Raw genomic sequence first — 19,316 nt, 5'->3', positions numbered from 1 at the left:
AGGGTTCCGTCATGCAGGACGCTTCAGAGATCGTGCATAACAGTGATTGGGATCATCTGGCGCTGTTCGGCCAGTTTTCACTGACGCTGGGGGACGACGTCCTCACCCAGTTCAGCTACGACAAGGTCAAGGCGCTGCTGGTCTACCTGTTGCTGCATCAGCAACCCGTCAACCGGGCCAGCCTGGCCGAGCTGCTATGGCCCGATCAAGGGCTCTCCTCCGGCCGTACCAATCTGCGCCATGCTCTCCATTGCCTGCGTCAGTCGCTGGGCGAGGAGGCCGAACGGGTGCTGGTGGTTTCGCGGCAGACCATTGCCTTCCGCCGTCCCGACAGCTGGCGTTTCGACCTGCACGAGCTGCAGCAACTGCTGGAGGGGCCACGGGATGTCGTGACACTCGAGCAGTTGCTCGGACGCTACCGCGGTGATCTCGTCGAGGAGTTGCAGTTACCCGCATGCACTGAATTCCAGCGCTGGCTGGTCCAGCTGCGCAATGAATGGCGCCAGCGGGTGATCCGTTTCGCCGAGGGCGTGCTGGAGCACCACAGCGAGGTGCCCGATGCGTTGCTGCATGCGCTGGTGAGCCGCTTCTCCGGCTATGGACCGTTTCACGAGCGCCTGGTACGCCAGCTCGCCGAGCAGGGGCAGTTGGCCGCCGCCCACGAGCAGTACAATGCCTATCTGCAGTTGCTGGCGCTATCCGGGCAGCAGCCCGAGCCCAGTTTTCTGCAGTTGGCGCGCTACTGGTCCGACGGCAGTCCCGACCTGCAGGGCCTCTCTCCGCAAGGTGCTTTCTCACGCACCCTGGCCGCCGGCAGCTCGCCCCTGCGTGAAGATGAGATCGAGCAGCGGCAGCTATCCGTCATGGCCATTCGCCTGCGCGTGAAAGGGGAGTTCTCTGCCCGCGACGAGACGCGTGCCTGTCTGGCGCTGCAGATCGAATTGATGCGCTGGCTGGAGCAGCAGTGCCATCACCTCGGCGGCTTCTGGCTTCCTGGAGCCACCGGCGGCCTGGGGTTGGCCTGCTTCGGTACTCATGGTCCGGCGCACCAGCTGGCCGAACTGGTAGCGCTCTACGAGCATTGCCGACGCGTGCTGCCCGACGAGATCGCACGACACTGGAGCGGCGAAGAGGAGCCACCGCGCATCGAACTGGCGGCCGGACTCAACAGCGGCCGTGTCGTCTATCTGCCCGAGCGCCAGTTGGTCGATCCGCTGGGCCAGGTGACCCAAGGCTCGTTGGAGCTGATGAGTGCCGCCGAAGGCAGTGAACTGGTCATTTCCCAGGAAGCGAGCCAGCACATGCCGCCGGCGCTGGACCTGCAGCCGCGATTGTCGTCGCGGCTGGTGGCGAGCGACGGCCGCGTGAGACTGCGTGCGCTGGTGCTGGGACAAAACGAAGGCGGACGCGATGCGATGCCGCCGAGCCTGATCGGCCGCGAAGCGCCGCTCAGGGTGCTGCGCGATGCCCTGGCGCGGGCAGGTATCGGGCTGCGCCAGAGCGTGCTGGTGCGCGGCGCCTCGGGCATGGGCAAGTCGGCGCTGATGGTCGGCTTTCGCCAGCTCGAACTGAGTCGTGACGCCGCCATCTGCTGGCAGCCCACCACACGTCTGTCGGTTCTGGAGCCATACGGAGTCGCCCGGGCATTGCTGCGCTGGCGGTTGGACGACAAGCTCGATGCCGCCCGCCTGACCGAGCTGCTCGACGAGGCCGATCTCGACTTCAGTTCCGATCAGCGCAGCCTGCTGGAAGAGGCGCTGGGAGTCAGGGAGACGCACGAGGTGGCGCGACTGGCCAAGAGCGGCGAAGCGGTGGACCAGGTCGTTGCGCTGCTGTGCCGGGTCATCGAGCGTCAGTCGATCGAACGCACCCAAGTGTTGATGATCGATGACCTGCAGTGGCTCGACGAGCCCTCGTTTCGTGTGCTGGCCGGGCTACAGGCGCGCCTGCCGATCAATTGCGCCTTCCTGCTGGTCGCCAGTCATCATGGCCGCGAGGCGCTGCCGACGCGGTTGCATTGGGATCAGCAGGTTACCTTGAGCCATCTCGATGCGATGCAGTCGTCGCGGCTGCTGTCGCAGTTGGCACGGCGCTACCGACTGCATCTCAGTCCGCGGCTCCGGGGGCAGATCATCGAGCGCTGCGACGGCGTGCCGCTCTACATGCAGGAGATCTGCAGGCGTCTGGAGATGGATCGTCGCGAAGGGCGCAGCGTGCATCTCGACGAACTTCCGCGTGGCCTGTTGGGCCTGCTGGCCGGGCGTATCGATCAATTGGATGGCCATCGCGAAGTGGCTCATATCGCCGCGGTACTGGGCCGCCGCTTTCGGCTCGACTTTCTCGCCGAGTGCAGCGGCTGGGAAATGTCACAGCTCAATCGTGCCCTCGAGCAGATGCGCCGGCTGGAGATCATCGAGTCGGTTGGCGGCGAGGGCGGTTGCCGCGAATTCCAGTTCAGTCATCAATTACTGCAGGAAGCCGCCTATCTCTCCTGTCCACGTGACGTGCGGGTGCGCATTCACCGGCAGGTGGTCAGCCTGATCGAAGAACGCTTTCCCATGTGGATCGGTCGTCATCCGGGCGACTTCGCCACTCATCTGCGACGCAGCGGCCATTACGCCCGCGGGGCGCGCTATTTCGAGCTGGCGGCACGCGAGGCGCTCAAGGTCAGTGCCAATCGCACAGCAATGAAGATGGCCGACTTCGGTCTGGCCAGCCTGCGTCACGTGGAGGACCAGGCTGAGCGTGAAATCAGTCTGCTCACCGTGCGCGGCCAGGCCGCCTTCGCCCTGGAGGGGCACGGTTCGCCCACCGCGCACGAGAGCTTCGTGCGGGCGCGCGAGTTGCTGTTGCAGCAAGAGGGCTGCCATGCCGAGGACGCCGAGGACCTGGAGCAGGCCTTCTTGGTCAAGTGGGGGTTGTGGGTCGGCTGCAGCCAGCGCCATGCACATGCCGATGCCTTCTCGCTGGCTGCCAGCCTTGCCACCATTGCAGGCAAGCTCGAGGATTCTCGCTATCAGCGTCTGGCCGATTACGCCCGGGCCAACTGCGAGTACTGGGCAGGACGTATCGGGCAGGCCTTCGATCATCTCGAGGAGATCGCGCCGCTCGAACAGCCGATGATGATCGAGTGGCTGCCGTTCTCCGAGCATCCTCAGGTGGCGGCAGCCTGCTTCCAAGGCTGGACGATCTGCCTGCGTGGCGACTATCGCCGCGCCGAGCAGCAGGTGGAAGCCGCCATTCGCCTTGCCGAGCGGATCGGCCACCCGGGCTCGCTGGCCATGGCGCTGCTGTTCGCCGCTGCGCTCTATCGCCAGCTCGGGCATGTGCATCTGGCTGCTCGTCGCGCCGAGCAGGCCGTGGCGCTGACCGAAACCCCCGATCTGCATCTATGGCAGGTTTCGGCGCAAGGCGTGCTCGGATGGCGTCGCGCGCTCTCGGGCGACCGCGACGGCCTGACGACGATGGAGCTGTCTCAGGAGGAACTCGGTGAGATCACCGGTCGCGACCGCTACCATCGGCCGACGCTGTGGTATAGCGACGCCTGCATTGCCGTGGACGAATTCAGCCGCGCCGAGGACTACCTGGACCAGTGCCTGCTGATCGCCCGTGAGCGCAGCACGCTGTTCGTACCCGAACTGGCGGTGCAATTGGCGCGGGTGCGACACTGCCTGGGTCGCCCCGCGAGCGAGGTGCGGCGGTTGGTGGAGCAGGCGTTGGAATGTGCCCGCCTGCACGAAAATCGGCATCAGGAGCTTTGCGCCATGGAAGCCTGGCTGACCCTGATCGACAGTCATGACGAATCGGCGCGGGAGCTTTTCCGCGAGCTGTTGAGTCGGGTCAGCCACAGCGATGCTCCGGTGCTGATCCGCTGGCGCACGCTGCTCGATCGCAGGCAGCTACAGGCGAGCGATGTGGAAGGTCGCGTGACCATCGATAACGAATGAAGCAGGGCGCCCGGACCCTAGGCGGTGCCGTGTTCCAACAGGGCGATCCGCTCGAGCGCCTGGTCGCGGTCGTTACCGCACAGTTCGGGATCGTAGTCGAAGCGGTGGCACACCGCAGGCCGGCGCGGGTCGCCGAACAGGCGGCAGAGATGGTTCTCGTCGAGCTGCACGCAGCGTATCCCGGCTGGCTTCCCTTGCGGCATGCCGGGGATCGGTGAACTGATCGATGGCGCTATGCAGCAGGCGCCGCAGCCCGGACGACAGCCTGCCCGGGCGAGCCTCCGGCTCGTGCCGCTGTTCCGGTCGCTCATGTCCGCGCCTCGGCGATGGCGCCCTTGTCGATGCCTTCGAAGGCTTGCACGCGGGTCGCTGTCCCCGTCTCCTCCCTGATGCGCTGGGCCAGCCAGGCTGCGATGTGTTCGACCGTGGTCGGGCCGGGCAGGGCGATGCAGCGGTCCAGCGGCAGCCGCAGATGGAAGCGGCCCTGGTCGGTGCGATAACGGCTGGTCAGGGTGTGGCGCCATTCGGGCTCGTTGCGGCAGAGAATATCCTCCGCATCCACCAGGTATCGATCATTCAACCGGGAGGCCCACTCCTGCTCCAGCGCCGGGCAGCGTTCGCCACGCTGCCAGATATGCAGGCGCGAGCGATGACCATGAGCAATGCGCTGGCAATTTCCGACATGACGCTTTAGCCCGTGGCTGTAGGTGTAAGCGGCGCCGTCGATGACCTCGTCACGCAAGCGCAGGCGGATGTCGCTCACCCGCGAAGGAGGTCGCTTCATCAGCTCGCGAGCGAGATGGTCGCCGAGGCGCTGCGGGGCGATTTCCTGCCAGGGCAACAAGGTGAAGGCTTGTCGTGGAGCACGGATCTCCATGGGGTAAGGCAGGGCTGTGCACACGCTGAGCCCTTCGCCGCACTCGGCGATCTCGATGGCCGGAGCGCGAGTCGGGACCAGCAGGGTGTGGTCGATGCCGGCATCCAGCCGTGACTTGATCCAGGGCTTTACCGCGCCGAAATCGAACAACATGCCATCCTCGCCGAGTTCACCGTCGAGTTCGGCGTCGACCTGCCAGCTGGCACCGATCAGGCCGCGCTGCGGGCACCAGAGCGAGACGTCGAGTTGGGTCAAGCGGTTGACGAAAAGCGTCATCAGTCGATTCCCGCGATCTTGTGGGTCTGCAGAGACAGCCGCCACTGTGGATGTGCCAGGCAATACGCCACGGTGCTGGCCAGGTGGTCGACGCGCTCACCCGCGGGAGCGCCATCCATGGGCTGCAGGAAAAAGTGGCGAAAGGCGAGTCCGATGAAGCGGTCGGGTGGCGCGTCGGCCTGAGGGTGAACCAGCTTGAGTTCGTCGCCGGCAGTCAGCGCCAGCGGCGAGTGGCCCTTGGGGCTGACACAGAGCCAGTCGATCCCGGCAGGCGCCGGCAGCGTGCCGTTGGTTTCCACCGCCACCTCGAAGCCGCGCGCATGGAGGGCGTCGATCAGCGCCGCGTCGAGTTGCAGCAACGGTTCGCCGCCGGTGAAAACCACGTAGGGTGCAGCGGCACCCGGCGTTTCGGGCCATAGCGCCTGAAGGTGTGTCGCCAGGGCCTCGGATGTGGCGAAGCGCCCGCCATGCTGACCGTCGGTACCGACGAAATCGGTATCACAGAAGCGGCAGGCGGCATGCGCCCGGTCCGCTTCGCGCCCCGACCACAGGTTGCAACCGCTGAAACGACAGAAGACGCTGGCGCGGCCGGTACGCGCCCCTTCGCCCTGTAGCGAATAGAAGGCTTCCTTGACATGATACATCAGTGCTCTCCCGCCCGTGTGTCGTGCGGCGGTACATAGCCAAGAGGATCGGTGGCGCCGTTGGCGGCGAACGCCGCCAGGCGCTCGCGGCAACTGCCGCAGCGCCCACAGGCCAGATGTTCGCCGCGATAACAGGTCCAGGTGTCGGCATAGTCGAGCCCCATGGCTAGCCCGGCGGCGAGAATGTCCGCTTTGCTGGCGTGCAGGAAGGGCGCGTGGATCTCGACCGGCGAGAAGTTGGCGATACCGGCCACGGCATTCATGCGCTCGACGAATTCGGGACGGCAGTCGGGGTAGAGGACATGATCGCCGCCGTGAGCGCCGTAGTCGACGCGGCCGGCGCCGATGTTGACCGCTTTGGCAATGGCCAGCGAGAGCAGCACCATGTTGCGATTGGGCACGACGGTGGCGGCGAGGTTCTCTTCGCCGTAGTCACCTTCGGGAAGGGCCTGGTGGGTGTCGGTCAGCGCCGAGGCGTCGATCAGTCCGTGGATCGCACGAATATCGACCACTTGGTGAGCCACGCCGAGCTGCCGGCAGACGCGTGCTGCCACCTCGAGTTCACGGGCGTGGCGCTGTCCGTAGTTGAAGGAGAGAGCGGAAACGTCGAGCCCCTCGCGCAACGCGCGGTGGAGAACGGTGAAGGAATCCATGCCGCCGGAGTAGATCACCACGGTGGCTTTGGCGGATAGGTTGGGCATGTCGAGACTCGGTATCGGAGAATTTATCGCTCCTCGCGGTGCGCGAGGCGCCGGGATCCGGTCCGGCGGGCGTCAGTTTACTCGACCGGAAAAACAAGTGCACGTGGCCTGATGATGCTGGCAGGGTGCTCGTGCTGCTATAATTTCCGCCCCTTGTCGACTTTCGAGCCTGCCTGGCCGAGCATAGCCAGTTCTCAGGTAATCTCGCATCGTCCTGCAAACGGTGACCCTTTATGAAAGCTCCCGAACTGCTCTCCCCCGCGGGGACGTTCAAGAACATGCGTTATGCGTTCGCCTACGGTGCCGATGCCGTCTACGCCGGTCAGCCGCGCTACTCACTGCGCGTGCGCAACAACGATTTCAAGATCGACAATCTGCACAAGGGCATCGCCTATGCTCACGAGCGCGGCAAACAGTTCTACGTCGCCTCGAACATCGCGCCGCACAACAGTAAGTTGAAGACCTACCTGCGTGACATGGAGCCGGTGATCGAGGCGGGTCCCGACGCGCTGATCATGTCAGACCCGGGGCTGATCATGATGATTCGTGACCGTTGGCCCGATCAGGTGATCCACCTTTCGGTGCAATCCAACGTGGTCAACTGGGCCGCGGCGAAGTTCTGGCAGCGTCAGGGCATCAGCCGCATTATTCTGTCGCGGGAGCTGTCCCTCGAGGAAATCGCCGAGATCCGTGCCGAGTGTCCCGACCTGGAGATCGAGACCTTCATTCACGGTGCGCTGTGCATCGCCTATTCCGGACGCTGCCTGCTTTCCGGCTACTTCAACCACCGTGATCCCAACCAGGGAACCTGTACCAATGCTTGCCGTTGGAAGTACAACACCGTAGCCGCGGCCCAGGACGAGACCGGTGACCTGGTGCCGGCCAACTCGGCGGCCGCCCATGCCGCGAGCGGTGTCTGGACGCCAGGGCAGGCTGGGCGGATGGGTGGACTGATCGCTTCCGGTGGCGGTAGCCCACGCTTCGAGAGCACGGCGACCGCCGGTGGCGTCGAAGGCCAGGACGAACTCTCGGCGTTGATCGAGGACGCCACTCGTCCCGGCGAACTGATGCCGATCTACGAGGACGAGCACGGCACCTACATCATGAACTCCAAGGATCTGCGCGCGGTGCAGCACGTGCCCCGGTTGACCGAGATGGGCGTCACCTCGCTCAAGATCGAAGGACGCACCAAGTCGCACTACTACGTGGCGCGCACCGCCCAGGTTTATCGTCGCGCGATCGACGACGCCGTGGCGGGGCGTCCCTTCGATATGCGCCTGATGGACGAGCTCGACAACCTGGCCAATCGCGGCTACACAGAGGGGTTTTATCGTCGTCACGTGCACGATGAATACCAGAACTACGAGCGAGGCAACTCGGTCGGCGTGCATCAGCAGTTCGTCGGCGAGGTGATCGGCTACGACCCCGACCGCGGCGTGCTCGAGGTGGACGTCAAGAACCGCTTCGAGGTCGGCGATGGCATGGAGCTGATGCTGCCCGGTGGCAATCGACGCTTCAGCCTTGCGTGTATCGAGAACAAGCGTGGCGAATCGGTGCAGGCGGCACCGGGTTCCGGTCACGTGGTGCGTATTCCCGTGCCGGGCGAGGCCATTGCACCGGAGCGCATCGAGTTCGCGCTGTTGATGCGCGATCTGCATGGCTAGGGCTCTCTTGCCGCTCTGTACCCATCGAGCGTCACGAGGAGGGCGGCCAAATGGCCGCCCTCTGACATGGTTCTCCTGTCATCACGTTCGTGTCGTGAATCGTGCCGTCACGGAGTGAGATGCCCGCGACGCGAATTCATGAAGCGGGGTTGGTGGGTTCTTCGTAATGCCCCACGCCATCTCGGCCGCCGCGCTTGACGCCATACATGGCCTGATCGGCCGCATCGACCAGCGACGCGGCACAATCGAAGTCGCCATCTTCCAGGTCGGCGATACCGATCGATGCCGTCACGTGAAGCGCCTCGCCATCAGCCCGGGCCAGGGGTTGGGTGGCCAGGTACTCTCGGATTCGGTCGGCCAGGAGACTGGCGTACTGTCGGCGGGTATTGGGCATGATGACCAGGAACTCCTCGCCTCCGTAGCGACCGGCGATATCACTCTCCCGAACCATATTATTGAGTGCGGCGGCGAAGTGAATCAGCACTTCGTCGCCGAAGCGATGGCCGTAGCGATCGTTGATGCGTTTGAAATGGTCGAGGTCGATGAATATCACCGAGAGCGGCTGATCGGCGGCACGAGCGCATTCAAAATGTTGATCGAGCCGTTTTTCCAGCCAGGTACGATTGGCGAGCTGGGTCAGATGATCGGTGCGGTGCTGCTCATCGAGAGCGACGTGGCTGGCATGTAGCGCCTCCAGCTCGCGCTGCTGCTCGGCGAGTCTCATGGTCATGCGCAGGTTCTGCTCGAAGAGGAGTTCCTTGGCTTCGGCCAGCAAGTGCAGGCTGTCGATGGCCGGCGGGCAAGTGATCTCGAACAGCTTGGCCAACGAGGGCAGTCGATGCTGGAGGTCCTGCATGACCGTCATCAGCATGACGATATCCAGCGAGGCCAGGGAGGCCAACTGGCGCAGGAGGATGCTGAAGGCGGAGGCCGAGTCGGCGGCCAGCCAGCAATCGGCGATACGACACGACAGGCGCAGGCAGAGACAGTGCGGGTCGCCATCGATCAGGGGGCCGTGGCTGGCGATGATGCCCGCTGCCATGGGGCCGGGCACCCCCCAACTGAGCGCCAACCAGGCGCCGACCAGCGCATGGTCGCAGCCGTAGAGCGCCAGCTCCGCATCGACCAGGCTTTGATGCTGGCGAATTCCGGGGATGTGGTCGGTGTAACGTTCGCCATCCACGGCCTCGAGCGCCAGAATGCCGATGTCCTGCAGCAGGGCGGTGGTGAAAAGCTGCCCGGCCTCATGAGGGCAGAGGTGCTGGGCTAGCTCCTGGGCAGCCGACGCGGCAATGACGGCGCGCTGGCACAGGTACTCGTACTCGAGCGCTTCGCTTGAGCCGGGGCGAGGCAGGCCGAAGCTCAAGGCGGCCGTCAGGGTGGCGTCGAGTCCGATGCGGGAAACGGCGTCGAGACCGTTGGTCACGGGATTGCCGCCACGCGAATAGAAGGCGCTGTTGGCCATGGAGAGCAGGCGCAGGGTCAGCGCCGGGTCCTGCTCGATGGCGCGGGCATAGTCCGCCAGGCGCGGCTCCGGTGAGCGGGCGATGTTGATGACCCGTGCCGCGGCAGCTGGCAGACTGGGCAGGCTGCGGCAGTCGGCCAGACGCTGACGTAAGGCGTCGGGAAGCGGGGGCAGATCGGAGGTCGCGGGGCCAGTCGCGCCGTCATGTGCGGCGGTCGATATCCTATCGAGCGGCATGATGTTCCCTGCCTGTCGGTTGTTATTGATTGACCCAAAGTTATCCTAACAAACTCGTCGTGACGTAAACGTTGGGCCGCTCGGCGTTTCCTCAACGATGCATCGAGAGGATCACCGCCTCCTGTGCGTACCTGCAACTCGCGCATTGCCGTCATCGCTGGCCCGTGCGTGGCGTCGAATCAACGCTCCCCCACCAAGGGAGTGAGGAAGCGCTGTCGGCGCTCGTCGTTCCCCAGTGGCTGGGCCAGCAGATGGACCAGCTTGGTCAACGCGGCTTCGGCGGTCATCGCATCGCTGGAGAGCACGCCGGCCTGGACCAGCCCCTGGCCGGCGGCGTAGTGACCCGGAGCGAGGCCGCCGGCGGTGCACTGGCTGACGGCCGCCAGCAGCTTACCCTCGCCGCCAGCTCGGGCCAGCGCGCCCAACAGGGCCGGATCCGACGGCACGTTGCCGGCTCCCCACACTTCCAGCAATCCGCCCCGGACCCGATCATCGGCCAGCCAGGCCTCGACCTGCCAGGATTGAATGCCAGGCCACAGGGCGATACGCACGACGCCGCCCTCGGCCAGCGGGCCATAATCGGGGAGCTCGAACCGTGGAGCGCCACGCTGCTGAGCCTCGAGACCACGACCGGGGAAGAGCACGGCATCGGCGTCGACTCGCTCACCCAGCGGCGGATAGTCGGGGCTGTCGAAGGCAGACAGCGCTTCGCTATGCCGCTTGCGCGTGCGAACGCCGCGCAGCAGCCGACCGGCAAAGGCGATCGCGACCTCCTGCAGGCGGGGCTCGGCGGCGAAGCGCAGGGCCAGCTCGACATTGTCCAGCGCGTCGCTGCCCTCTGCCTCGAGTGGAAGCATGGCGCCGGTGACCACCACGGGACGATCGAGCCCTTGCAGTTGGTAGGCCAGGCTGGCTGCCGTCCATGTCAGGGTATCGGTGCCATGCAGGACCACGACGCCGGCGTGGTCGCCGACGGCGGCGGCGACGCTGCGTCCCAGCTGTTGCCAGTCGCGGGGAGTGGCTGCGCTGGAGTCGATGGCCGGTTCGAGCGCGCGGAACACGAAGTGCGGCAGGCCGGCCTGTCGTGTAGGCGGCAGCGTATCGAGAGCGCGACGCAAACGCCCCTCCATATCGTCTCCGGGAGCCAGGCCCTGCGGCGTGGCGACCATGCCCAAGGTGCCGCCGGCGTAGAGAACCAACACAGGGCGCTCGTCGAGGGGGATCACGTTCATGCAAGCTCCTGACGACATAAGATCAATCGGGCTAGGCGGCCCCATCATAGCGACTGGCGCCGCGGTTCTCATCCACCGGGGGGTGACGGTGCCCCCAAGAGAGAAGCCCGCCTCATTGGGCGGCGACGAGATCCGGCTCAGCGAGTGGCCAGGCGTCCTTCGGGGTCCACGTCGAGACGCCGGTTGCGCCCTGCCAGCATGGCGAACCCGACCGCCACCGCGACGATCAGCAGCAAGGTTGCCGTGATGGCGACCATGCCCACCTTCAATTGCAGCAGCACGCCCACCGCCAGCGGTCCCGCGGCAGCCAACGTATAGCCGCCCCCCTGGGCGAGGCCCGAGAGTTTGCCGGCCAAGCGCGAGTTGGCCGTGCGCAATACGATCAGTGTCAGGGCCAGGCTGAAGCTACCGCCCTGGCCCAGACCGAGCAGCACGACGCCCAGCCAGCGCCAGGCGAGAGGGCCCAGCAACAGCAGCCACAGGCCGGCGGCAACGCAACCCAGGACGAGCAGCAGAGCAGGACGTTGGTCGCGTCCCAGGCGCGCCAGCCAGGGCGCTCCCAGCGCTGAAATCAGCTGCACCATGACCGAAGCGGCCATCAGCCAGCCGGCCTCCGACTCGCTGTAGCCGCGCTGTAGCAGCAGGGTGGGGAGCCAGCCGAATACGATATAGGCCAGCGAGGACTGAGTGCCCATATAGATCGTCACCTGCCAAGCCAGCGGCTGGCCGAGCAGGTCCCGCATGGAGCCACCGGGCGTGGCAACGGTCGTACCGCGCGGGGTGCGAGGCATCAGGGTGACCCAAGCCACCAACGCCACGCCGCCGAGAAGTGCCCAACTGGCCAGGCTGGGGCGCCAACCCGACCAGAACTCCGCCAGGGGAATGCTCAACCCGGCACCGAGGGCGCCGCCGAGACAGAGGGCCATGGTATAGACGCCGGTCATCAAGTCAGCCCCGGCGGGCAGCTCCCGCTTGACCAGCGCCGGCAGCAACGTGCCGGCAACGCCGATCGCCGCCCCGACCATCAGGGTGCCCAGGAACAGCAGCGGGACGAAGGGTGCGCTGCGTGCCAGCAATCCGAGGATCAGCGTGACGAGGGCGAGCGAGAGGGTGACCTCCGGCCCCATTCGCTTGGACAGCCAGGGGGCCAGCGGTGCAAAGATACCCAGGCACAGGACCGGAAGGGTGGTCAAAGCACCGATGGCCAATGCGGAGAGGCCGGTATCGGCCTGGATGCGGGCGAGCAGCGGTGCGAGCGATGAGAGGGCGGGGCGCAGGTTGAGCCCGACCAGCACCATCAGCAGCAAAAAAAGCGCAATGTGACGCATCGGGGGACGAATTTCAGTCATTGCGTTCCCGCCAACGTTTGGAACGACGCTCGTGGCGAGCGGATACGCCACGCCCACCGTCACGCGGTGCGATCAACGGATGCTCATCGACGCCGGGCGGTCCGAAATCGACTGAGCCGGGGAGCGTCGCCTCTTGAATGTGGCGGCTGATGCCCGATACGTCCTCGACGCTGACCCGCGTTTCCTGGCTGCCTTGCACCTGGCGCTGACATACCAGGCGGCCGTCGTAGGTCCAGCAGCGTTGAGGCACCTGGGAGACGTGCCAGGCGCGGCCACGCCAATGGGCGTGGCCGCGGTCGTCCAGCTGCAGGGCCTCGAGCGGTACCAGGGCTGCGAACAATCGCGCATTGAGCACCACGCCATTGGCCATGCAAACGGCGCCTTCGTAGCGGGTGGCATGCAGCACTTCGACCACATCGCTGCGCTTCGCGCGAGGCTCGACGCTGCCCTGTCCGCATAGGTGCAGCAGTTTCTCGTCGATCTGCTTGATGACCCAGACCGGAATCGGTTGCCTTCCGGTCAGCCACTTGAGCATGGTCGAGTCTCCTTGCTTGTCGATGCGCGTGTCGTCGGGCCCCGGGGGCCTCTCGTCGCTGCCATGGCGTCGTATAACTTCTCACATTTCAACGATTTCTACCAAGCGAGTCACAGGGCAACGCGCGCTCAGGCCCGCCTTGCCCGACTGCGACGCCGGCGCGGGGCGCGGGTTTCGGTGTCGCTACGGCTCTCGCCGGGCTGCCCACGCGTGGCGCCGCCCTGTCGGCGTTGCCCCCCATTGCGCTGGCCCCCTCGGCCGCGGCCATTCTCGATCGGTTCGGGCCTGGCGTTGGGATCGGGCTCGAAACCCGGTTCGATTCGCTTCTCCAGGTCACGTTTGATCAAGCGTTCGATGCCCTTCAACAGGCCATGCTCGTCGACGCATACCAATGATACCGCCTGGCCTTCGCTGCCGGCGCGGCCGGTACGGCCGATACGGTGAACGTAGTCTTCGGCGACGTTGGGGAGCTCGAAGTTGACCACATGAGGGAGTTCGCTGATGTCCAGGCCACGGGCGGCGATATCGGTCGCCACCAATACCTGCAATTCGCCGCTCTTGAATGCGGAAAGCGCCCGAGTGCGCGCCGACTGGCTCTTGTTGCCGTGGATGGCCATGGCAGGGATGTCCTGCTTTGACAGCTGCTCGGCCAGGCGGTTGGCACCATGCTTGGTGCGAGTGAAGACCAGAACCTGATCCCAGCCGTGGCGGGTGATCAAGTGAGCCAGCAAGTCGCGCTTCTTGTCACGATCGACACGATAGATCGCCTGGTCGACGGTCTCGGCCGTGGTATTGCGCCGTGCCACCTCGATCTTCTCGGGATTGTCCAGCAGTTTGCCCGCAAGCGCCTGGATCTCGTCGGAGAAAGTCGCGGAGAACAACAGGTTCTGGCGCTTCTCGGGCAGCAGGCGAAGCACCTTGCGAATATCGTGGATAAAGCCCATGTCGAGCATGCGGTCGGCTTCGTCGAGCACCAGGATCTCCACACAGGAAAGGTCCACGTGCTTCTGCTGGTGCAGGTCGAGCAGGCGACCCGGAGTGGCGACGAGCACGTCCAGCCCCGAACGAATGGCATCCACTTGCGGTTGTTGCCCGACGCCGCCGAAGATGACGTGGCTCTTCAGCGTCAGGTGGCGGCCGTAATCGGCCACGCTCTCACCCACCTGGGCGGCCAGCTCGCGTGTCGGGGTCAGGACCAGCGCGCGCACCTGGCGTTTGCCGGGGCGCGGGCCGTCGGCCAGGCGCTGCAGCATCGGCAGGGTGAAGCCGGCGGTCTTGCCGGTACCGGTCTGGGCGCTGGCCAGGAGGTCGCCGCCTTCGAGTACCGCCGGGATGGCCTGGCGCTGTATCGGGGTCGGCGTGGTGTAGCCTTGTGCCTCGACGGCACGCAGCAGTTCGGCTCGTAAGCCGAGTTCGGAAAAAGTCATGCGGTCTCCGCAGATGCGCCCTGGCCACGCCATGTGCATTGAACACATGGCCAGTCCCGGGCCGGGGCGTGAGAAATTCGGTTCAGGGCGCGGCAGGAGGGACTGCGGGTCGCCGCGAGCGGCAGTATGCCATAACCTGGCCGATGGCGCAGCTACGTCGTGCATTATCGGCCACGGCGTATCCCGCTGGCGATATCGTCGGCGACCCGATCCCAACTGCGGCCGAGCGCGCGGACCAGTGCCGGGTAGCCGTCGTCGTCGAGCTCCGTCTCGGCATGGAAGCGCTCCATGGCCACCAGGCGACCGTCGGGAGCCAGCAATTGCCACTGGCCACTGGCGATGGCCACGCCGTCGTGGCGACCCTGGAAGCGATCGACCTCCAGGCGCAGGCGCATGGCGTTGCCGCGCCCCGTAGCGCTTTCGTCGCGTACCACGCGGGTGTTCGGCAGGCGCTCGGCCAGTCGTGTGCGCAAGCCGCGTTCCAGCTGTCGCCCCAAGGGTTCTGCCCAGAGATGCTGGCGCGCGGCATTGAGGGTGATGTCGTCGAGTTGCAGTACGATGCCGTCGACGTCCAGGTAATGCGCCAGGCGAGGCGACTGGACCAGCAGCACGTATTCGGCCTGGCCGGTCGGCGTCGGCGCAGCCTCGCTGCCCGGCAACATGAAACGATTGGCCGGTGGCGTGGACGAAGCGCAGCCGCTCACCCCGAGCGCGCCGACCAGGAGAAACGACCAGAGCATCGACTTCATACGGGGCTCCAGCAAGAGAACTCTGTCATCAGCATAACGAATCGCTCCTTGTCGCTATTGATCGCGGCGTGGCGCCCTGGGCTGTGGGTCCTCTGCCTCGAGGCTGTCGAACAGCAGGGCGCGCGGGTTCTCGTTGAGCGTACGGGTGACCGGTTGCAGGTCGCGCATCAGGCGCTCCAGGCGTTCGGCAGCGCCGGTCAGCTCGCGATAGGCGTTGGAATCGGGCGATAGGCCCTCCAGCGTCTCGCGCAGCGCCTCCAGGGAGTCGTTGAGGTTGGAGGGCAGATTGCGGGTGCCGGGATCGTCGAGGACGTCCTGCAATGATGCGCTCAGTTCGCGTACCTCGTTGAGCATGGCCTCGGAGGTGGCGAGGTTGCGGTCGAGTCCCGCCAGCAGCGGCTCGATTTCGAGTGCGTTGAGCTTCTCCAGCAAGTTCGTCACCTGGGCCTCGATCTGGGCGAAACCGGTGGAAGTGGTGGGGAAGACATCGCGGTCGCTGAATGTCGCCGCCGTATAGTCTTCCGCCTCCTCGCGGTAGAAATTGATGTCGACGAACATCGCACCAGTGAGCAGGTTGCCCGACTTGAGCGATGCGCGCAGCCCTCGTTCGAACAGGCGGTGGAAGCGTTCGTCCCACTCTTGCAGATCGATCTGCTCGTTCTCGATGCCCAGGCGCTGCGGTTCGATGCGGATCAGCACGGGAATGGAAAACCCTTCGCGGGTATTGGGCTGGCTGGCGGTGAACCGCCATGGAACGGCAGCCACGGACCCGATGCGCACACCGCGAAACTCAACCGGGGCTCCGCGCGACAGGCCGCGCACGCTGTCCTCGACCAGCAGCACGTATTCCAGGTAGCGGTCGAAAGTGCCCTGGCGTGCGCTCTCTTCGTCGGTGTGGAGGCTGAACTCGGTGTCATTCTCGACGGGGCGTCCGCGCGGCAGGTCGTCGGGGACGCCGAAGGTGACGCCACCGCCGAGCAGCGCCTCGATCGACTCCACATTGACGCGAAAACCATCCGCATCGAGGCGCAGGTCGACGCCGCTGGCCGACCAGAAGCGGGTGTTTTCGGTGACCAGGCGATCATAGGGGCTTTCGATGAAGATCCGCTGGTTCATGCGCCGGCTGTCGGGATCGAAGTCGACCTCCTCCACGCGTCCCACGGTATAGCCCTGATAGGTCACAGGGTCGCCGGGGCGCAGCGAGTTGCCGAGCTGACTGACCAGGTTGACGCGCAGGCCGGCGGCGTCGGCCGGGGCCACGGGGGGCTGATCGCTGACCTGGAACTCGCGAGCACCGGGCTCTCCGCTGCCGGGCTCGAGCTGTATGTAGGCGCCGGAGAGCACGGTGCCCAAACCGCTGATCCCTTCGCGACCGATGCGTGGCTTCACGACCCAGAAGCGGCTGCCCTCGGTGAGCATGGGCTCGGCTTGGGGCGACATGCGCGCGGTGATCACGGCATGGCTGAGGTCATCCGAGAGCTGCACGCGCTCGACGCGTCCCACCTCGACATTGCGGGTCTTGATCAAGGTGCTGCCGGCCTCGATGCCTTCGGCGCTGCTCATGGTCAGGGTGATCAGCGGTCCGCGGCTGCGATAGTTGTCGTAGACCAACCAGAGGCCGATGAGGACCGCCACGATCGGGACGATCCAGATCGGTGACAGACGTCGCTGTGGCGTGGCTTTGGCGCGGTGCATCTCTTTGGGTGGCTCGTGCTCGCGCGATGTCTCGCTCATCCGGACATTCCTTGCGTGTGATGGGAGTCACGCGGCGGAGGCGTGTCCCAGATAAGACGGGGATCGAAAGTCATGGCCGCCAGCATGGTCAGCACTACCACCGCGGCGAACGCCAGCGCGGCGGGGCCGGGGGTGATCGCCATCAGCGAACCCGCACGGATCAGCGCCACCAGTATGGCGACGACGAAGACATCGACCATCGACCAGCGGCCGATGAATTCGGTCAGACGGTAGAGGCGGGTGCGGTTGACGGGATTGAGTTCGGCGCTGCGCTCGGCCACCAGGCACAACCATGCCAGCGCCACCAGCTTGCCTACCGGGACGATGACACTGGCGACGAAGATTACCGCGGCGACAGGCCATGAGCCCATCTGAATCAGTTCCACTACCCCGCCGATGATGGTGGAGGGCGATGACTGCCCCAGGCTGGTGGTGGTCATGATGGGGTAGAGGTTGGCTGGCAGGTACATCAGGGCGGCGGTGGCCAGCAGAGCCCAGGTACGCTGGAGACTGTGTGGGGCGCGCGCGTGCAGGCGTTCGCCACAGCGCTGGCAGTGGCCGCGGCCCATGGCGTCCAGGCGATTGACCAGGCCGCAGGTGGGGCAGCCGGAAAGGCCCTGGCTAGCCGCGGTGCGTCCTGTGCGAACGCCTTCGGGGGCCAGCGGCTCGCCGGCCAGCGAGAACCACATCCAGTCCGAATCGATCGATTGGGTGGTCAGCAGGAGAAGCACGGCGAAGACGCAGAAGGCCCAGAACGACAGGCCCAGGTCGACCTCGGCCATGCCCGCCACCTTGAACAGGCTGACCAGCGCCCCGATGATGAACACGTCGGTCATCATCCAGGGGTGAAGATGGGACAGCGTGCGCGCGATGGTACGGCTGGCGGGTAGCGGCTCGTCCTGCAACAAACCCAATTGCAGCCAGATCACGCCCAGTAAATAGATGGCCGGCAACACCACAATGGTTAGAATCACGGCAATGCCCACGAGGGGCTGATGAAAGCCGATCAGGGTAGTGGCGGTCTCGGTCAGTTCGATGCGGTTGCCCAGACCGCTGACGCTGAAGCTGGCGAAGGGGAAGGAGATTGCCAGCAGCAGCGCCACCATGGCGGCCATGGCCAGCGCCATACTGCGCTGGGCCGGCTGATGGTGGCGGGTGGCCAGGGTATGGCCGCAGCGCGGGCAGTCGGCCTTCTGGCCGGGGCGCAGCGGAGGCAGCGCCACCAGCCAGTCGCATTCGTGACAGGCACGCAGCCGGCGGCGCGAGGTGCGCGCCTCGGGAGGCGTCTGGTCGACCCGGGGTTCGCCCGGGGCGGCGGGTAGCCGCAGGATATGCTTGAGCACGAAACGATTGCCCCGGAAACTGTGTGACGCATGAGCGGCCGACCTGATGCTTCCAGGCCAGACGATTGCAGGAAAAGTGTGACACGTTGACGCTATACGTACCATATACAAACATTCGTTCCTGAATGTTCCCAAGGAGATGAAATGCTTTTTCCCCTACTGGCCGTGGCGGCGGGGCTCGTACTGCTTGTCTGGAGCGCCGAGCGCTTTGTGGATGGGGCGGCGGCGACGTCACGGCGTCTGGGCGTATCCCCGCTACTGGTCGGCATGCTGGTCATCGGCTTCGGCACCTCGGCCCCCGAGCTGATGGTTTCGTCATTGGCGGCGGCGCAGGGCAACCCCGGGCTGGCGCTGGGCAATGGCTACGGATCGAACATCGCCAACATCGGCCTGATCCTGGGGACGATGGCGCTGATCTCGCCGCTCGCCGTGCATTCCGGCGTGATCCGCCGTGAAGTCCCGGTGCTGGTGGTGGTGACATTGCTGTCGGCCGGGCTGATGTGGGGCGGGTTTGTGGGGCGCTTCGAAGGCATCGTGCTGCTCGTGCTGTTGGCGGGCATGATCACCTTCAGCATCTGGCAGGCCCGGCGCACCGGTTCCGACCCGCTGGCCGACGAGACCGAAGAGAGCCTCCAGGCGCATCCCATGTCGCTGCGCGCCGGCGTGATCTGGACATTCGTGGGGCTGGCGTTGCTGGTGCTCAGCTCGCGAGTGCTGGTGTGGGGGGCGGTCGAGATCGCGCAGGCCTTCGGCGTCAGCGATCTGATCATCGGCCTGACCGTTGTCGCCATCGGTACCTCGTTGCCTGAACTGGCCTCCTCCTTCAGTGCGCTGCGTCGAGGCGAGCACGATCTGGTGGTGGGCAATGTCGTCGGTTCCAATTTGTTCAACACGCTCGGTGTGGTGGGGTTGGCCGCGGTGATCGCCCCCATCGAGGTCGGCAGCGAAGTGCTGCTGCGCGACTGGAGCCTGATGACCGTCATGACGGTGCTGATGGCCGTCTTCGCCATTGGCTGGAAGGGGCGTCCGGGCCGCATCAACCGCCTTGAGGGTGCCATGTTGCTGGCGCTGTTCGTCGGTTATACCGCCTTCATGGTCCGCCTGGTGGTCACGGCCTCGGCAGGGGGATAGACGTG

The 19,316-nt window shown here is 65.6% G+C and carries 15 protein-coding genes; 3 read left to right on the top strand and 12 right to left on the bottom strand.

Going from position 1 to position 19,316, the window contains the following annotated elements:
• Positions 1–11 precede the first annotated feature (11 nt).
• Positions 12–3,947 carry an AAA family ATPase gene (locus F0A17_RS04650; protein WP_149327194.1) on the top strand — a complete coding sequence of 1,312 codons (3,936 nt, stop codon included), beginning with the start codon at positions 12–14 and terminating at the stop codon, positions 3,945–3,947.
• A gap of 17 nt (positions 3,948–3,964) precedes the next feature.
• Here the strand turns inward: F0A17_RS04650 and F0A17_RS04645 are convergent, their stop codons facing one another.
• From F0A17_RS04645 to queC, 4 genes are read right to left on the bottom strand one after another with little or no spacing between them, the layout of a single operon-like run.
• Positions 3,965–4,258, bottom strand: coding sequence for a YkgJ family cysteine cluster protein (locus tag F0A17_RS04645; protein ID WP_149327193.1), 294 nt, complete (start codon positions 4,256–4,258; stop codon positions 3,965–3,967).
• Positions 4,255–5,100, bottom strand: a complete 846-nt coding sequence (locus F0A17_RS04640) for a 6-carboxytetrahydropterin synthase (RefSeq protein ID WP_149327192.1) — start codon at positions 5,098–5,100, stop codon at positions 4,255–4,257. Before F0A17_RS04640 ends, F0A17_RS04645 begins: the two co-directional genes overlap by 4 nt.
• Positions 5,100–5,744 carry a 7-carboxy-7-deazaguanine synthase gene (gene queE / locus F0A17_RS04635; protein WP_149327191.1) on the bottom strand — a complete coding sequence of 215 codons (645 nt, stop codon included), beginning with the start codon at positions 5,742–5,744 and terminating at the stop codon, positions 5,100–5,102. Before queE ends, F0A17_RS04640 begins: the two co-directional genes overlap by 1 nt.
• On the bottom strand, positions 5,744–6,445 hold the full coding sequence (queC, locus tag F0A17_RS04630) for a 7-cyano-7-deazaguanine synthase QueC (RefSeq protein WP_149327190.1): 702 nt from the start codon (positions 6,443–6,445) through the stop codon (positions 5,744–5,746). The genes queE and queC overlap by 1 nt, the downstream gene beginning before the upstream one ends.
• 233 nt (positions 6,446–6,678) lie before the next feature.
• Here queC and trhP point away from each other — a divergent pair, with 233 nt between their 5' ends.
• The gene (gene trhP / locus F0A17_RS04625) at positions 6,679–8,109 is read left to right on the top strand and encodes a prephenate-dependent tRNA uridine(34) hydroxylase TrhP (RefSeq protein WP_149327189.1); all 1,431 of its coding nucleotides are present in this window, start codon (positions 6,679–6,681) and stop codon (positions 8,107–8,109) included.
• 136 nt (positions 8,110–8,245) lie between these two features.
• On the opposite strand, the gene F0A17_RS04620 is transcribed toward trhP, so the two are convergent.
• From F0A17_RS04620 to F0A17_RS04585, 8 genes are all read right to left on the bottom strand, one after another.
• Entirely contained in the window at positions 8,246–9,811 is a 1,566-nt protein-coding gene (locus F0A17_RS04620; RefSeq protein ID WP_149327188.1) for a sensor domain-containing diguanylate cyclase, read from the bottom strand.
• 179 nt (positions 9,812–9,990) lie between these two features.
• Positions 9,991–11,043 carry an asparaginase gene (locus F0A17_RS04615; RefSeq protein ID WP_228716810.1) on the bottom strand — a complete coding sequence of 351 codons (1,053 nt, stop codon included), beginning with the start codon at positions 11,041–11,043 and terminating at the stop codon, positions 9,991–9,993.
• A 137-nt stretch (positions 11,044–11,180) separates the two neighbouring features.
• Positions 11,181–12,392 (bottom strand): CynX/NimT family MFS transporter, encoded by a 1,212-nt coding sequence (locus F0A17_RS04610; RefSeq protein ID WP_228716809.1) that lies wholly within the window; start codon positions 12,390–12,392, stop codon positions 11,181–11,183.
• Complete coding sequence (locus F0A17_RS04605) at positions 12,385–12,927, bottom strand: hypothetical protein (protein WP_149327187.1); 543 nt, start codon at positions 12,925–12,927, stop codon at positions 12,385–12,387. Before F0A17_RS04605 ends, F0A17_RS04610 begins: the two co-directional genes overlap by 8 nt.
• A 128-nt stretch (positions 12,928–13,055) precedes the next feature.
• Positions 13,056–14,354, bottom strand: coding sequence for a DEAD/DEAH box helicase (locus F0A17_RS04600; RefSeq protein ID WP_149327186.1), 1,299 nt, complete (start codon positions 14,352–14,354; stop codon positions 13,056–13,058).
• Between the two features lie 164 nt (positions 14,355–14,518).
• On the bottom strand, positions 14,519–15,103 hold the full coding sequence (locus tag F0A17_RS04595) for a PqiC family protein (protein WP_149327185.1): 585 nt from the start codon (positions 15,101–15,103) through the stop codon (positions 14,519–14,521).
• Positions 15,104–15,157: 54 nt separating this feature from the next.
• Complete coding sequence (gene pqiB, locus F0A17_RS04590) at positions 15,158–16,837, bottom strand: intermembrane transport protein PqiB (protein WP_149327184.1); 1,680 nt, start codon at positions 16,835–16,837, stop codon at positions 15,158–15,160.
• Entirely contained in the window at positions 16,834–18,180 is a 1,347-nt protein-coding gene (locus F0A17_RS04585) for a paraquat-inducible protein A (RefSeq protein ID WP_228716808.1), read from the bottom strand. Before F0A17_RS04585 ends, pqiB begins: the two co-directional genes overlap by 4 nt.
• 144 nt (positions 18,181–18,324) lie before the next feature.
• Between F0A17_RS04585 and F0A17_RS04580 the strand changes: the two genes are divergently transcribed.
• Complete coding sequence (locus tag F0A17_RS04580) at positions 18,325–19,311, top strand: calcium/sodium antiporter (protein WP_149327182.1); 987 nt, start codon at positions 18,325–18,327, stop codon at positions 19,309–19,311.
• Positions 19,312–19,316 lie beyond the last annotated feature (5 nt).

Source organism: Billgrantia pellis (genome assembly GCF_008297955.1).
Classification (GTDB): Bacteria; Pseudomonadota; Gammaproteobacteria; order Pseudomonadales; family Halomonadaceae; genus Halomonas; species Halomonas pellis.
The sequence above is the reverse complement of the archived record's forward strand: the minus strand, read 5'-3'. Positions and strand labels throughout refer to the sequence as shown.

Coding starts and splice junctions, on each gene's coding strand:
- trhP (WP_149327189.1), top strand. CDS start 6,679: ATGAAAGCTCCCGAACTGCTCTCCCCCGCGGGGACGTTCAAGAACATG.
- F0A17_RS04595 (WP_149327185.1), bottom strand. CDS start 15,103: ATGAAGTCGATGCTCTGGTCGTTTCTCCTGGTCGGCGCGCTCGGGGTG.
- queE (WP_149327191.1), bottom strand. CDS start 5,744: ATGTATCATGTCAAGGAAGCCTTCTATTCGCTACAGGGCGAAGGGGCG.
- pqiB (WP_149327184.1), bottom strand. CDS start 16,837: ATGAGCGAGACATCGCGCGAGCACGAGCCACCCAAAGAGATGCACCGC.
- queC (WP_149327190.1), bottom strand. CDS start 6,445: ATGCCCAACCTATCCGCCAAAGCCACCGTGGTGATCTACTCCGGCGGC.
- F0A17_RS04640 (WP_149327192.1), bottom strand. CDS start 5,100: ATGACGCTTTTCGTCAACCGCTTGACCCAACTCGACGTCTCGCTCTGG.
- F0A17_RS04580 (WP_149327182.1), top strand. CDS start 18,325: ATGCTTTTTCCCCTACTGGCCGTGGCGGCGGGGCTCGTACTGCTTGTC.
- F0A17_RS04620 (WP_149327188.1), bottom strand. CDS start 9,811: ATGCCGCTCGATAGGATATCGACCGCCGCACATGACGGCGCGACTGGC.
- F0A17_RS04645 (WP_149327193.1), bottom strand. CDS start 4,258: ATGAGCGACCGGAACAGCGGCACGAGCCGGAGGCTCGCCCGGGCAGGC.
- F0A17_RS04615 (WP_228716810.1), bottom strand. CDS start 11,043: ATGAACGTGATCCCCCTCGACGAGCGCCCTGTGTTGGTTCTCTACGCC.
- F0A17_RS04605 (WP_149327187.1), bottom strand. CDS start 12,927: ATGCTCAAGTGGCTGACCGGAAGGCAACCGATTCCGGTCTGGGTCATC.
- F0A17_RS04600 (WP_149327186.1), bottom strand. CDS start 14,354: ATGACTTTTTCCGAACTCGGCTTACGAGCCGAACTGCTGCGTGCCGTC.
- F0A17_RS04610 (WP_228716809.1), bottom strand. CDS start 12,392: ATGACTGAAATTCGTCCCCCGATGCGTCACATTGCGCTTTTTTTGCTG.
- F0A17_RS04650 (WP_149327194.1), top strand. CDS start 12: ATGCAGGACGCTTCAGAGATCGTGCATAACAGTGATTGGGATCATCTG.